We start from the raw sequence: 14,986 nt of genomic DNA on the forward strand, positions 1-14,986 counted from the left end.
CCGAGCGGGATGCAGCAATGCTGGAGGCCGGCGGCTGGCGGCTGGCTCAGGTACGGCGCAGCACGTCCACCGCCGCCCGCAGATCGTCCGCCCAGGCGCGGCGGTCGCGGCCTTGCGCGTGCTGCAGCGGGCCATAGTGCACGACGGCCACCAGGCCGTCCGCCATGACGGTGCGCCACAGCGAGCCGAGCAAGGTGTCGTCGCCGACATAGTTGGGGGCGCTGGTGGGCGCTCCGGTGGTGCGTTCCACGAAGCGCAGGCCCACGGGTTGCACGGGCGCATTGGCCACCACGGCGGCCTGGAGCAGATTGGCGTGAAACGGCAGCAATTCGCGGCCATCGGCGGTCGTGCCCTCGGGGAACACCGCCAGCACCTCTTGCCGCGCAAGGGCCTCCTGCATCAGGCGGACCATGCGCAGTGCGTCGCGGCGCGAACTGCGCTCCAGGTAGAGCGTGCCGGCCGCCGTGGCCAGCGTGCCCACCAGGGGCCAACCCTTGATGTCCGACTTGGAGATGAAGCGGCAATGGCGCGCGGCGTGCATGACGGTGATGTCCAGCCACGACAGGTGATTGGCCACCAACAGCACCGGGCCCGCAGGCGCGGGCGTGCCTCGCACTTCAAGGGTGATGCCGGAATGCACCAGCATCTGCCGCGACCACGCCTGCACGCGCGCATGCTGTTCCTTTTCGGGCATGCGGGGAAAGCGCAGCGCGACGGTGCCCAGCCCGGTGACGAGGTGCGCCAGCACGCGCGCCAGGCGCCACACGGCACGGGCCTGGCGCTTCATGAAGCGGGCCCGAAGGCGGTGTGCGTCATCACAGGTTGCCGCGTTCGAACGCGACCTGCCCGCCCACCAGCGTGTAGCGCACGCGGCCGGGCAGTTCGTAGCCGGAAAACGGCGTGTGCTTGCCCTGGCTGCGCAGTGCCCCGGCCTCGACGGTCCAGGCCGCCTTGGGGTCGAGCACGCACAGATCCGCCACGCCGCCTTCCACGATCTGGCCGACGCTGGCCTGCAGCGTGCCCAGCGCACTGCCCAGCACGCGGGCGGGCTCGGCGGTCACCGTGGCCAGCGCGCGCACCAGCGGCACGCCGTGGTCGGCGGACCATTTGAGGGCGATGCCCAGCAGCAGCTCCAACCCGGTCGCGCCGGGCTCGGCTTCGGCGAACGGCAGGGTCTTGGCATCTTCGTCCACGGGCGTGTGGTCGGAAACGAGTGCATCGATGGTGCCGTCGGCCAGCGCGGCCAGCAGCGCATCGCGATCGCGTTGCTGGCGCAGCGGCGGCGACAGCCGGGCGCGGCTGTCGAAGAAGCCGATGTCGTTGTCGGTCAGCAGCAGCGAGTTAATGCTGACGTCGCAGGTGACCTTCAGGCCCTCGGCCTTGGCGCGGCGCACCAGCTCCACGCCCGCAGCACTGCTGATGCGGCACAGGTGCACGCGGGCGCCGGTGGTCTTGAGCAGCTCGAAGATGGTGTGCAGCGCGATGGTTTCGGCCGCCACGGGCACGCCCGACAGGCCCAGGCGCGTGGCCAGCGGCCCGCTGGCAGCGACGCCGCGGCCCAGGTGCAGCTCTTGCGGGCGCAGCCAGACGGTGTAGCCGAACGTGGCCGCGTACTGCAGCGCGCGCTGGGTGACCTGGGTGCTGGCCAGCGGCACGTCGGCCTGGCCGAAGCCGACGCAGCCGGACTCGGTCAGCTCGGCCATTTCGGTCAGCACCTCGCCGGCCAGGCCGCGCGTGAGCGCCCCCAGCGGAAACAGGCGCGCCTGGTGCAGCTTTTCCGCCCGGAACTTGAGCATTTCCACCAGGCCGGGTTCGTCCAGCACGGGGTCGGTGTCGGGCGGGCAGACGAGGCTGGTCACCCCGCCGGCCACGGCCGCCGCCATCTCGGATTCGAGCATGCCTTCGTGCTCGTGGCCCGGTTCGCGCAGCCGTGCCGCCAGGTCCACCAGCCCGGGCAGCACGATGCAGCCCGTGGCGTCGATCACGCGGTTGGGGGTGAAGTCGCGCGGCGCCCGCTGCACGGCGATGACACGCCCGGCCGCCAGCGCCACATCGCCCGTCTGGTCGAGGCCGCTGGCGGGATCGATCACGCGGCCGTTCTGGATCAGTATCTTCATGGTCTTGAGCAAAAAAGGCCGCTAGCGCATATAGGACTAGGGCGTATAGCTATAAATTTAATAGCAACCGATCACGCTGCGATCACGCTTCGTTTCCAGCGACGATCGACATCACCGCCATGCGCACCGCGATCCCGAAGGTGACCTGCGGCAGGATCACGCTCTGCTTGCCGTCCACCACGGCGGAGTCGATCTCCACGCCGCGGTTGATGGGGCCCGGGTGCATGACGATGGCATCGGGCTTGGCCAGTTGCAGCTTCTCGGGCGTGAGACCGAAGCTCTTGAAGTATTCCTGGCTGGACGGCAGCAGCGCGCCGCTCATGCGCTCGTTCTGCAGACGCAGCATGATCACCACGTCGGCGTCCTTGATGCCCTCTTCCAGCGTGTGGCACACGCGCACGCCCATCTGGGCCATGTCGGCGGGCACCAGGGTGCGCGGGCCTACCACGCGCACTTCGGCGCAGCCGAGCGTAGTGAGGCCATGGATGTCCGAGCGTGCCACGCGGGAGTGCAGCACGTCGCCCACGATGGCCACGGTGAGGTTGCTGAAGTCCTTCTTGTAGTGGCGGATGGTGTACATGTCCAGCAGCCCCTGCGTGGGGTGGGCATGCCGGCCATCGCCCGCGTTGATCACGTGCACGTGCGGCGCCACATGCTGCGCGATGAGGTAGGGCGCCCCCGATTCGCTGTGCCGCACCACGAACAGGTCGGCCGCCATGGCCGAGAGGTTGGCGATGGTGTCGAGCAGCGACTCGCCCTTGCTGGCCGAGCTGCGGGCGATGTCCAGGTTGATCACGTCGGCCGAAAGGCGCTTGGCAGCGATCTCGAAGGTGGTGCGCGTGCGCGTGCTGTTTTCGAAGAACAGGTTGAACACGCTCTTGCCGCGCAACAGCGGCACCTTCTTGACCTCGCGGTCGTTCACCGACACGAAGTTGGCGGCCGTGTCGAGGATGTGCGTGACGATGCTCTTGGGCAGGCCCTCGATCGACAGCAGGTGGATCAGCTCGCCATTGGCGTTGAGTTGGGGGTTGCGCTTGTGCAGCACCGTCAGGCCTCTTGGACTTGGAAGTGGAAGGTGCCGGCCTCGGTGCGGGCCAGCGCCAGCGATTGCGTGTCCGGCAGCGCCACGCGGGCGGCGGCGAACTCGGCTTGCACCGGCAACTCGCGCCCGCCGCGGTCCACCAGCACGGCCAGCCGCACGCTGGCCGGGCGGCCGTAGTCGAACAATTCATTGAGCACGGCGCGAATGGTGCGGCCGGTGTAGAGCACGTCGTCCAGCAGCAGGATGTCGGCGCCGTTCACGTCGAAAGGCAGCGCGGTCTGGGCGCTCACCGCCATGCCGCGCTGCGAGAAATCATCGCGGTGCATGGCGGACGACAGCACGCCGGCCTCGCCCGGCAGGGCCAGGTCCTTTTGCAGCCGCTCGGCCAGCCAGGCGCCGCCCGAGGCGATGCCGGCCAGCTGGGTATTGGCCGTGCGCAGGCTGCGCACGCCGCGCAGCAGCTCGCGGTACAGCGCCTCGGCATCGAGCGCGAGGGTGCCTGTCGATGGGGAGGGCGTGGAAGACGCGGGGGGCGTGGCACTCATGGAAGATTCCTCAAAAACTGCTCCAGGATGATGCAGGCCGAAGCGGCATCGGCATCGCGGGCGCCGCTCGAATGCGCCTCGGTGGTGCTGTAGCGCTCGTCCACCTCGAACACCTGCAGGCCGAAGCGGCCGCGCAACTGGCGCGCGAACTTGAGCGCGCGCGCAGTGTTCTCGTGGCTGGCGCCGTCGGGGTGATAGGGAACGCCGATCACCAGCGCATCGGGCTGCCATTCGCGGATGCGATCGGCCACCTGGGCAAAGCGGGCATCGCCCTCGGCGCGGATGGTGGCCTGCGGCGTGGCGGTACGCAGCAACCGCGAGCCCACAGCGACTCCGGTGCGCTTGAGCCCGAAGTCGAGCGCGAGAAAGCTCTGGAAATGCGCGGGAACGGCCTGCGGGGCGGTGGGGGCGGCAGCGGCGGGCGTACCGCTCATGCATGCCCCGCGTCGGGCGAGAGCATCCAGGACTGCAGGCCCAGCAGGCCCAGCGCGCGGTCGTAGCGCTCGATCACCGGCGTGTCGAAGATCACCGACAGGTCGGCACCCACGGTCAGCCAGCTGTTCTCGGCCAGTTCGGATTCGAGCTGCCCTTCGCCCCAGGACGAATAGCCCAGGGTGACCAGCACGCGGCGCGGGCCGGCCCCGGTGGACAGGGCTTCCAGCACGTCTTTCGAGGTGGTCATTTCGAGCCCGCCCGGAATGGCCATGGTGGAGGCATAGGCCGACTCATCGCTGTCTACGCTGGCAGCGGCGAACATGGGTTCGTGCAGCACGAACCCGCGTTCGGTCTGCACGGGACCGCCCTGAAAGACGGGCTCTTTGGAAAGGTCCTCCCGGCGCAGCGACAGATCGACCTTGTCGAAAAGGCCCTTGAGGCTGATGTCGGAGGGTTTGTTGATGATGAGACCGAGCGCACCACGCTCGCTGTGTTCGCACAGGTACACGACGCTGCGGGCAAACGACGCGTCTTCGAGCCCTGGCATGGCGATCAAGAAATGGTGCGTCAGGTTCATGGGCGCAGAATCGGCAGGCATTTGCCAATTTTAGCGACGATCATGGAGCACACCTTTTCATCGGGCCTTGTCTGGTTCCGCCGCGACCTGCGCAGCAACGACCACGCCGCCCTGTACAACGCCCTGCGCCAATGCGCCCAGGTGCATTGCGCCTTCGTCTTCGACCGTGAAATCCTCGACGCCCTGCCCCGCGCCGACCGGCGCGTGGAGTTCATCCGCGATTCGCTGGTGGCGCTGGACGAGGCGCTGCGAAAACTCTCGGGCAGCGCCCACGGCGGGCTCATCGTGCGCCACGCGGTGGCCCACCAGGACATTCCGGCGCTCGCGAAGGAGCTTGGCGTGCAAGCCGTGTTCGCCAACCACGACGACGAACCGCTCGCGCTCGAACGCGATGCCCGGGTGCGCGGGGCGCTCGACGGCATGGGCATGCGCCTGCTCACCTTCAAGGACCACAGCATCTTCGAGCGCGCCGAGGTGCTGACCCAGGCCGGCACCCCCTACACGGTGTTCACGCCCTACAAGAACGCCTGGCTGCGCAAGGTGGACGATTTCTACCTGAGCTCGTACCCCGTCGAGCGCCATGCCGTCCGGCTCGCGCCCCGGCCTGCGGGCATGCGCAGCGCGGTGCCATCGCTGCAGGCGCTGGGCTTCGAGACGACCGACCTGCAAGCCTTGGGCTTGCCCACCGGCATGCAGGGCGCACAGGCGCTGTTCGACGATTTCCTCGGCCGCATGGACCGCTACGGCGAGGCCCGCGACTTTCCCGCCGTGAAAGGCCCCAGCTACCTCAGCGTGCACCTGCGCTTCGGCACCCTGTCGCCGCGCGTGGCCGCCCGCGCTGCGCACGAACGCAGCCTTCAAGGCAGTGCCGGAGCATCCACCTGGTTGGGGGAACTGATCTGGCGCGACTTCTACTTCCAGGTCCTGGCCCACCACCCCCACGTCGCCGGTAGCAGCTTCAAGCCTGCCTACGACGCGATCCAGTGGGAAGACGGCGCGCAAGCCAAGGCGCTGTTTGCCGCATGGTGCGAAGGGCGCACCGGCTACCCGCTGGTGGACGCCGCCATGGCGCAGATCAACCAGTCGGGCTACATGCACAACCGCCTGCGCATGGTTGTGGCCAGCTTTCTCACCAAGGACTTAGGGATCGACTGGCGCTGGGGCGAGCGCTATTTTGCGGAGAAGCTGAACGACTTCGATCTGTCCGCCAACAACGGCGGCTGGCAATGGGCCAGCTCCAGCGGATGCGATGCCCAGCCCTACTTTCGCATCTTCAACCCGGTGAGCCAGAGCGAGAAGTTCGACCGCGAGGGCAAGTTCATCCGCCGCTATCTACCGCAATTGGCCGGATTGCAAGGCAAGGCGCTGCATTCGCCGTGGAAGGCGGCGCCGTTGGAGTTGCAGGCGGCAGGCGTGGTGCTGGGCAAGGACTACCCCCGCCCGGTGGTGGACCACGACGAAGCGCGGCAACGCACGCTGGCCCGGTATGCCGTGGTGAAGGCCGGGTAAGCAGCGGGCAACAGGCCATAAAAAGGGCCGCTCAAGAGCGGCCCTTTGGGAGCGGTGGCGCAGGCCGATCGATCAGGCGACGGCAGCCTCCGCAGCCGCCCGCGCGTAGTGCTGCACCAGGCTCAGCAGTTCTTCGTCGGAATACGGTTTGCCCAGGTAGTGGTTCACGCCCAGTTCCGCCGCATGCTCGCGGTGCTTTTGTGCGATGCGCGAGGTGATCATGATGATCGGCAGCTCGCGCAGCCGCGCATCGGCGCGGATGTTGCGCGCCAGGTCGAACCCGTCCATGCGCGGCATTTCGATGTCGGACAGCACGACGGTCGGACGCTCTTCCTGCAGCCGCTCCAGGGCCTGCAGACCATCGGCGGCCAGCACCACGCGATAGCCTTCGCGCTGCAGCAAGCGCTGCGTGACGCGGCGCACCGTGATCGAATCGTCCACCACGAGCACCAGCGGCACCTGGCTGGCGGCCGACAACGCTGGCGGGGCCGCCTTGCGCTCGCCGTCGCCGGACGCTTGCGCATCGGCAGCGCCGGCCGGTGCGGAAAGGGCCGCGAGCTGCGCCCGCACCTGATCGCCGTACACGGTCGACAACGCCACCGGGTTGTAGATGAGCACGACGGCGCCGGAAGCCAGCACGGACATGCCGGCAAGACCCGGCAGACGCGACAGCTGCGGCCCGAGGTTCTTCACCACCACTTCCTGGTTGCCCAGCACTTCGTCCACGTGGATCGCGATGCGCTGCGAGGCGCTTCGCAACACGACCACCGGACGGGTCTTGCCCGAGGTTTCGCTGCTGCGCTGCGACGCTTGCAGCAACGCGCCGGCCCAGAAGAACGGCAGCGCTTCCACGCCGTCCTCGAAAGCGCCTTGCTGGTACGCACCCTCCAGCTCGCTGGCGGTGGTGCGGCGCACGATCTCCACCAGGTTGGCGGGCACGCCGATGGTGAGGTCGCCCGCGCGCAGCATCACCACCTGCGTCACGGCCGTGGTGAGCGGCAGCACCATCCGGAAGGAGGTGCCCTGCCCTGCAGTGGTATGGGTTTCGATGCGGCCGCCCAGTGCGTTCACTTCGGCGCGGACCACGTCCATGCCGATGCCGCGGCCGGCCAGGCCGGTGATCTCGCTCGCCGTCGAGAAGCCGGGCGTGAAGATCAGGTTGGCGGCTTCGGCCGTGCTCAGCGCGGCGTCGGGAGCGATCAAACCCTGGTCCACGGCCTTGGCTCTAATACGGTCGATGTTCAGGCCGGCGCCGTCGTCGCGGAACTCCACCGAGACGTCATTGCCTTCCTGGTGCAGGTCCACCGTGATCGTGCCCGAAGCCGGCTTGCCGGCCGCCGTGCGGTCCTCGGGGGCTTCGATGCCATGGGCGACGCAGTTGCGCAGCAAGTGTTCGAACGCGGGCGTCATGCGGTCCAGCACGCCTCGGTCCATCTCGATCGAGCCGCCGGAAATGTCCAGCTTGATCTGCTTGCCCGTTTCCTTGGAGGCCTGGCGCACCACGGCATACAGGCGCTCGGAGATACCTTCGAACTCCACCATGCGGGTGCGAAGCAGATCGCGCTGCAGTTCGCGGGCTTGCCGCCCTTGCGAGATCAGATCGTCTTCGGCGCCTTCCATGGACCGTTGCAGGTTGCGCTGCACGGTGGCCACGTCGTTGACCGATTCGGCCATCATGCGGGTCAGTTCCTGCACGCGGGTGAAGCGGTCGAACTCCAGCGGATCGAAGCCCGCGGCGGAATCCTTGGACAGCGCCAGCCGGGATTGCATCTGCGATTCGGCCTGGACCTCGATGTCGCGCAGTTGCTGGCGCAGACGCTCCAGGTTGCCCGACAGGTCGCTCAGCGAACTCTTCATCTGGCCCATGCGCACGTCCAGGCGCGAACGGGCGATCATCACCTCGCCGGCCTGGTTGACCAGGCGGTCCAGCAACTGGGCACGCACGCGCACCGACTGGCTCGACACCGGGCGCACTGCCGTGAGCTGCGAAGCCGCGGGCAGGCGCACTGCGGGCAGCGTCTGCAGCACCGGTGCTTCAGGAGCGCCGGCCGATGCCGATGCTGGCGGCACCTCTTGCCGCTCGGAGATCGGCACGGGCGCCACGGCCACGGGTTCGGCCAAGCCTTGCGAGCCGATCGTGCGCAGCGCATCGAAGCTGGCCTGCAGGCCGTCGAAGCTGGCGAGCAACGGCTCGATCAACTCGGCCTTGGGCTCTTCGATGTCGATCTGTTCCACCGCCGATTCCAGGCGGTGGGCCATTTCGCCCAGGCGCATGGCCCCGGCCAGGCGGGAGCTGCCCTTGAGGGTGTGCAGCGCGCGAAGCAATTCGCTGCGTGCGCCCAGGTTGTCGGGACGTGCCGCCCACTGGCGCAGCGCGGCGCCCAGCTGTGGCAGCAGTTCGATGGCCTCTTCCTCGAAGATGGGGAAAAGGTCTGGATCGATCACGTCCAGCGCGTCGATGTCGTCGTCGATATCGGATGAGAGCAACACCGCGTGGGCGATGGCCGCATCCACGTTGTCGTCGTGCTGGTTCGACACCACGACCGACAAGGCAGGCGCCACGTAGCCGCGGGCGACCGGGGCGGGTGCCTCGGCTTGCGGCTCGGCCACTGCGATGTCCGGCGCGGCCTCTTCGGTGGGCTGCACCGTTTCGGCCACGGAGGGCTCTTCGACGGCTTCGGCAATGGCTCCTTCGGCGACAGGCGCCTCGGCCACGGGGTCGCTGTCGCTTCCCAGCGCAGCCAATCCGCTGCCGACTTCGGTCTGCAGAATTTCGCGCAGCTCGGCCAGCACTTGCTGGTTCGGCTCCTTGAGGAAACCGGCTGCGAATTGGTGCAGCAGACGGCGAATGTCGTCGGCGGCCGCCAGGAAGACACGGGCCTGGTCCGCCGAACCCTGGCCACGCAGCTGAACGTGCTGCAGCGCATGTTCCAGGGCGCGTGCCATTTCCGACAGTGCCTGGAAGCCGACCGTCGCGGAACTGCCGGCCAGCGAATGCGCCAGGGCCACGGCCGTGTCCGGCAGGGGCTCATGCAGTTCCAACGCCCATTCCTGCAGGCAGGTGGCGAGACGGCGCGACCATTCGTCGGCCTCGTTGAGATACACGTTGTACAGCGGAATACCGATGCGCAAGGTCTCGATGACCTTGACCGCTTCGTCCTGCGCCGCAGCATCGACCTCGGGCAGATCGATGCCATCTTCCATGGCCTCCACGACCTCGATCACCTCGGGAACGGGGGCAGGCTCGACCACGGGGGCCAGTTCGCCTCCGAAATCTTCCGGGCTGTCGGCAACGGCATCGAGCACGTCTGCGTCGGCATCTGCCTGCGCATCCGCCAGTTCGGCTGTGGTCTCTTCGGCCTCTGCTTCGGCGTCGGACTCGACAGCCGGCAGATCCAGCGGCGAGGAGTCGGCCGTCAGTTCCGCCAGGCTTTCGATCGCGAGTTCGCCGGGCAAGTCCATCGCCAGGTCTGCCAGTTCGGCTTGCGACAGCTCGGACAAGGTTGCTGGCTCGGCGGTGTCCACCAGCAGCTCGTCGAGCGACGGCAGCGGTGCGTCCTGCGCCGTTTCCGGCACGGGGGCGGGAGTTGCCGAGGGGGGCAGCTCTTGCGCCAGCGCATCGGCGAACACCGAAAAGTCGATGTCCTCGGCCATTTCGGGCGTAACGGCTTCGACCGGAGCGGGAAGCGCCTCGGCCGTTCCGAGGTCCGGCATTTCCGTGTCGGCAAAGTCCAGCAGCGGTGGCTCGTCTTCGAGCAGCAGGTCGAATTCATGCGCCGGCACCGATGCCGCCGTGGCGCCAGCCAGTTCGGGAGCAGCGGCCGCATCGAGCAATTCGTCGGCGGGAAGGTCGATTTCCAGTTCGGGCAGCGGCTCGGAAAGCACTTCGGGCATGGCCGGAACCGTATCGGTCGCAGCCTCGGCATCGACCGCCACGGCGCCTGCCAAGGGCACGGCCAGCGGCAGGAAGACTCCGGTGTCGCGCATGGCTTCCGCCGAGGCGTTGAACGCCCGGGGCTGCCAGGCCGACGCATCGCCCGCGGCAATGTCGTCCGCCCATGCGCCGAAAGCGCGCAAGGCTTCACCCGACAGCTGCAGGAGCGCTGGCGGCATGGGCTTTTGTTCAGCCAGCCAGGCATTCAGCACCTGCTCCATCGACCAGGCGGCCTCTCCGAACGCATCCAGGCCCACCATGCGCGAGCTGCCCTTGAGCGTGTGGAACGCGCGCCGCAGCGTGGTTTGCTCGCTCAGGTCGGACGGCTTGGCCGTCAATGCTGCGACCGCAGCCAAGCCGTTGGCCACCACTTCGCGCGCTTCTTCCAGGAAGATGTCGAGCAGTTCGTCTTCGTCGTCCTGATCGGAAGCGACGGCAGATGCGGGAACGGCCGCCGGTGCCGCAACGCTCGCTGGAGCCGGTGCGGCAGTGTCTTCGGCAGCGGGTGTTTCCTCCAGCGAAGCCAAAGCGGAAGATGGCAGATCAAGGGCCTCTTCCAGCGTCGGAGCCAGTTCTCCCAGGGATTCCTGCACCACCTTGGGTGCCGGCTCCACGCGGGGAACGATCTCGGGGGCGACGACCGGGCCGCGCTCTTCGACCTTGGCGACCAGTTCTTCGGGCGCATCGGAAGCACGGCCGCGGGTGCGCCCCATCAGGATGCGCAGTTCGCCCAGCTCTTCGTCATAGACGAACAGCTTGCGCGCCATGGTGCGCTGATAGCTCAGCATGTCGATCAGGAAGCCCAGCGCGCCCAGGCTGCTGCCCAGCTTCTCGAACACCTGCTGGCGTTCCGCTTCCGGCACTTCGTTGATCAACAGGCGTTCGACGGTGTCGCGCATGCGCAGCACGGCCAGCGAAGCCTGGTCCAGACCCAGTACCGACAGCACGCCACGCATCTGCGCCAGGCGTCCCGGCACCGGCGCCAGCGTGGACAGATCGTCGGGGCTGCGGAAATACTGGTCCATGGCCTTTTCGGCCTCGCCCAGGGTGGAGCGGAGTTCGTCCACCACGCTGCCCATCGTCTGGTGGTCGCTGACGCGGCGGTACAGCTCCTCCATCCAGGGTTCCAGGGGTGCCGAATCGCCGCCAGCGGTCACGTTGTCCAGGCGTTCTGCCAGGCGCGCCGCGCGGTCGGTCATGTATTCGTGCGCAGAGTCCAGTTCTTCGAACGTGGCCTGCAGGTACAGCACGGCCGTGGCGACTTCCATGGCCAGTGCGGGCGATGGCGGCTCGCCGGAACGGGTCGTCACTTCCACCGCGCGGGTCAGGGCCTGGGCAAGGCTGTCACTGCCGGGGTGCAGCTTGGCCAGCGAGTCGCACACCAGGCTGAACTGGTCCGTGGCGGGCTTGAGCTTGTTGCGGTCGCCCCCGGCCAGTGCGGACCAGGTTTCGGTGGCAGCGGCCATGCGCTTGCGCGCCTGGGCCAGCAGCGCGGGATCGAACAGGCCGAACCGCGGGGTTTCGTAGTCCACGGCCTTGAACCGGTCCAGACCGAACGCCTGGCGCACGGCCTGCAGCGCCGAGCCATCGCCCGCCACTTCGTCGGACGCCAGGGGCTTGGCCTGCGAGCAAAAGAAGAGCAGGTCCTGCACGAGCCGGTCGGCAATCGTCGGGTCGCCCTTGGCCAGGGTCGCGTATTGCATCAGCACGCGGGAGGCCACGCGCTTCACGTACAGATCGGGACTCAGGCGGCCCTGGGCCAGCGCTTCGAAAAAGCCGGCGCAGATCTTCCAGAAGGCGCGCGACTGGCGGTCCGCCTGCGAAGCCACGAAGGCCAGGCAGATGTCGCGCAGGTCCCCGGCGGCGGCCAGGTCGCCCGTCTTCACGATGCGCAGCACGGCAGAGTCGAGCCGCGCGCGGGCTTCGGGGCCATAGTTGAGCGGTGGCACCGACACGGCGAAGTCGGGCTCGCGGAAGCGCCGCTCGACCGGCCACAGATCGGCCGGGTGCACGCGCTCGGCGCCCGCCAGCGCCTGGGCGTCTCGGTATTGGGGGAACAGGGCCACGGGCGAGACGGCCTTGCCGGCCAGCACGCTCTCCAGGTATTCGATCAGCGCGAAGCTGGCGCGTTCGATCACGCCTGCGGCTTCGTCGCTGCACAGCTCGGGCCGGTGCACGAACTTCTGCACGGCCGACTCCATGGCGCGCAGCACGAGCGCTGGCGGGCCCATGCCCACCATTTCCAGCGCGCCGCTGGCCTGATGCAGTTGCTGGCGCGCGATGCGCAGCGTGCCGGCATCGAGAGCAGCCAGATCGGATTCGCGTGCCAGTTCGGCGTCGCGCACGAAACGGCGCATGGCCTTGACGGCACCGTCGAGGGACTTGCGCAACTCATCGAGCACCCAAGCAAGAGGACCCAGGTCCTGCTCACCCTGGGTCCAGTCTGCGGCGGGTGCGTTGGCGGCGTCAGTAGATGACATGGATTCGTCCCCGGCTCCGCGAGCCAGTTCGTTGATGGGTCCGCGCGTCAGGCGATCTTGAAACGTGCAACCGACTGGCGCAGTTCTTCAGCCATGTGCGACAGCTCGCGCACCTGCTGGGCCGTCGTGCGGGTGCCTTCACCGGTCTGCTCGGTCACCGCAAAAATGTGCTGGATGTTGTCGGCCACTTCGTTGGCCAGTTCGGCTTCGCGGGACGTGGACGACGAAATCTGTTCAATCAGGTCCGCCAGGCGGCGCGACACGCGGTCGATCTCGGTCAGTGCCGTACCGGCGCTGTCGGACAGACGGGCCCCTTCCACCACACCCTGCGTGGAACGCTCCATAGCGGCCACGGCATCCTGGGTGTCGGTCTGAATGGCCTTCACCAGCGCGGAAATCTGGCGCGTTGCGTCAGCGGAGCGTTCAGCCAGCCGCTGCACTTCTTCCGCCACCACCGAGAAGCCGCGACCGGCTTCACCGGCGGATGCGGCCTGGATGGCTGCGTTCAGGGCCAGCACGTTCGTCTGCTCGGTAATGTCGGAAATCAGTTCGGTGATTTCACCGATCTCCTGGGACGATTCGCCCAGGCGCTTGATCCGCTTGGACGTGTCCTGGATCTGGTCGCGGATGGAGTTCATACCGCCGATGGCGTTCTGCACGGCCTGCAGGCCCGAGTCGGCGGCTTGCAGCGACTGGCGCGCCACCGAGGCCGATTCCTGCGCTTGCGTGGACACTTCGTTGATTCGGCTCGCCATGTCGAGCACCGAGCGGCCGGTTTCGCGAATTTCGCGCAGCTGTTCGGTCGAAGCGGCCAGCAGTTCGGTGGACGTGCTGTCCACCTGCGACGTCGTCTGGGCCACGCGGGTAGCCGTGTTCTGCACGCTGCCCACCAGTTGGCGCAACTCTTCCACCGTGTAGTTCACCGAGTCGGCGATGGCGCCCGTGATGTCTTCGGTCACGGTGGCTTCCTGCGTCAAATCGCCTTCAGCGACCGACTGCAGTTCGTTCATCAAACGCAAAATGGCGGCCTGGTTGGCGTCGTTCACGCGCTTGGCTTCCTGCTCCTGCCGGCGGGCATCTTTTTGCTGCGATTCGGCAGAGGCCTGGCGCGAGCGGCTGTCCATCAGCTGGACGCGCGAAATTCCGATACCGCACAGCAGCACGAACAGACCGGCGACTGCCAGTGCAGCGAACTGCCCGGCGCCCAGGCCCGTCTGGGACGACAGCTTGGTCTGCAGGCCTTCCAGTTGGCGGCGCAGCGGTTCGCTGTCGGCAATGATGGCTGACTGCGCTTCGCGGGCCGACACCAGACCTTGCAGGTTGCCCAGAATGGCGCTGGCCTGCGAGCGGGTCTGCTCATAGAGCTTGATCAGGCTTTCCAGTTGTTCGCGGGTCTGTGCGTCCTTGGTGGCGGCCAGGCGCAGGTCGGCACTGCCGTCCAGCATGCCCTGGGCGATTTCCTTGAACGAGTTCAAATCCTTGCCCAGCAGGAACACCGCTTCAGGGCTCACGCCTTCGGTGGTCTGGAATTCGTTGGCGGACTTGCCGATGCGCTGGGTCAGCATCACCAGTTGGCCGGCGGCGGAGATTTCAGCGGCGGGCGCGTTCTGTTGCAGCTTGAGCGACGAAATCGTTTCGGCGATTTCCAGCAGGTCGGACGACTGGCGGTTGATGGTGCGAAGCGCGTCGCCCACCTGCGTCAGGATCTTCTGCTGGCCCATCACCACGCTGGCGTTGCGCTCGGCGCGTTCCATCAGGGGCGTCACGGCTTCGAGGTCGGGCTTGAACTGTTCGCCCAGGGCCTGCACGTTGCGGTCGTTGTCGCCGCTGTTCAGGGCGCGAACGTCGCGCGCCAGGGAGCCGGAGCTTTCCATCACATCAGGGAAGGCCTGTGGGCTGCCCACCAGTGCCTGAGACACCGATTTAGCGAGGCGCTGCGACTGCATCAGCGACTGGCCCGTGGCCGCCAGCTGTTGCGCAGAGCGGTCGGCCTGCTGCAGCACCCAGCCGGCGATCACCGCCAGCACGATCACCCCGATGGCCAGCAGCATCAGCAGGCGGCGCTGGTGGCTCGCGGCCGTCGCGCGGCCCAGCAGGGGCAGCGAGATCAGGTCCTCGTCGGCCAGCTCGCCTTCGGAGAACTGCGAAATCGCGGAGGGGTCGCCCTGCACGCTGTTCATGGCGTCGGCCTGGTAGGAGTCGCGCAGCGAGGACGCGTCGGACGTCAACGGATCCAGCCCGGCATCCGCTCCCGAAAGCCCCAAGTTGGCATCCGGCTCGGCGGGCTTGCGGTTGAACATTTTTGCAAATGGGTTGACGACGGACATGGTGCGGCCTTACAGAAAAA

General features: G+C 67.7%; 9 protein-coding genes. 1 reads left to right on the forward strand and 8 read right to left on the reverse strand.

The annotated features are described in order from the left end of the window. Positions 1 to 46 precede the first annotated feature (46 nt). From BLT03_RS06950 to BLT03_RS06975, 6 genes are all read right to left on the reverse strand, one after another. Entirely contained in the window at positions 47 to 787 is a 741-nt protein-coding gene (locus BLT03_RS06950; RefSeq protein WP_092741654.1) for a lysophospholipid acyltransferase family protein, read from the reverse strand. A gap of 28 nt (positions 788 to 815) precedes the next feature. Then, positions 816 to 2,117: a dihydroorotase gene (locus BLT03_RS06955; RefSeq protein ID WP_092741656.1), complete on the reverse strand. Its 1,302-nt coding sequence runs from the start codon at positions 2,115 to 2,117 to the stop codon at positions 816 to 818. 82 nt (positions 2,118 to 2,199) lie between these two features. Continuing rightward, on the reverse strand, positions 2,200 to 3,162 hold the full coding sequence (locus BLT03_RS06960; protein WP_092741658.1) for an aspartate carbamoyltransferase catalytic subunit: 963 nt from the start codon (positions 3,160 to 3,162) through the stop codon (positions 2,200 to 2,202). Between the two features lie 2 nt (positions 3,163 to 3,164). Continuing rightward, the gene (pyrR, locus tag BLT03_RS06965) at positions 3,165 to 3,704 is read right to left on the reverse strand and encodes a bifunctional pyr operon transcriptional regulator/uracil phosphoribosyltransferase PyrR (RefSeq protein ID WP_092741660.1); all 540 of its coding nucleotides are present in this window, start codon (positions 3,702 to 3,704) and stop codon (positions 3,165 to 3,167) included. Further along, entirely contained in the window at positions 3,701 to 4,138 is a 438-nt protein-coding gene (ruvX, locus tag BLT03_RS06970; RefSeq protein WP_092741662.1) for a Holliday junction resolvase RuvX, read from the reverse strand. Before ruvX ends, pyrR begins: the two co-directional genes overlap by 4 nt. Continuing rightward, positions 4,135 to 4,737 carry a YqgE/AlgH family protein gene (locus BLT03_RS06975; RefSeq protein WP_092741664.1) on the reverse strand — a complete coding sequence of 201 codons (603 nt, stop codon included), beginning with the start codon at positions 4,735 to 4,737 and terminating at the stop codon, positions 4,135 to 4,137. The genes ruvX and BLT03_RS06975 overlap by 4 nt, the downstream gene beginning before the upstream one ends. Positions 4,738 to 4,758: 21 nt before the next feature. Here BLT03_RS06975 and BLT03_RS06980 point away from each other — a divergent pair, with 21 nt between their 5' ends. Continuing rightward, positions 4,759 to 6,225, forward strand: coding sequence for a cryptochrome/photolyase family protein (locus BLT03_RS06980; protein ID WP_092741666.1), 1,467 nt, complete (start codon positions 4,759 to 4,761; stop codon positions 6,223 to 6,225). Between the two features lie 72 nt (positions 6,226 to 6,297). Here BLT03_RS06980 and BLT03_RS06985 read toward each other — a convergent pair whose 3' ends face one another. Then, positions 6,298 to 12,639, reverse strand: coding sequence for a hybrid sensor histidine kinase/response regulator (locus tag BLT03_RS06985; RefSeq protein WP_092741668.1), 6,342 nt, complete (start codon positions 12,637 to 12,639; stop codon positions 6,298 to 6,300). 47 nt (positions 12,640 to 12,686) lie between these two features. Continuing rightward, positions 12,687 to 14,966, reverse strand: a complete 2,280-nt coding sequence (locus BLT03_RS06990) for a methyl-accepting chemotaxis protein (protein WP_092741670.1) — start codon at positions 14,964 to 14,966, stop codon at positions 12,687 to 12,689. Positions 14,967 to 14,986 lie beyond the last annotated feature (20 nt).

It is taken from the genome of Paracidovorax valerianellae (genome assembly GCF_900102625.1).
Taxonomy (GTDB): Bacteria; Pseudomonadota; Gammaproteobacteria; order Burkholderiales; family Burkholderiaceae_C; genus Paracidovorax; species Paracidovorax valerianellae.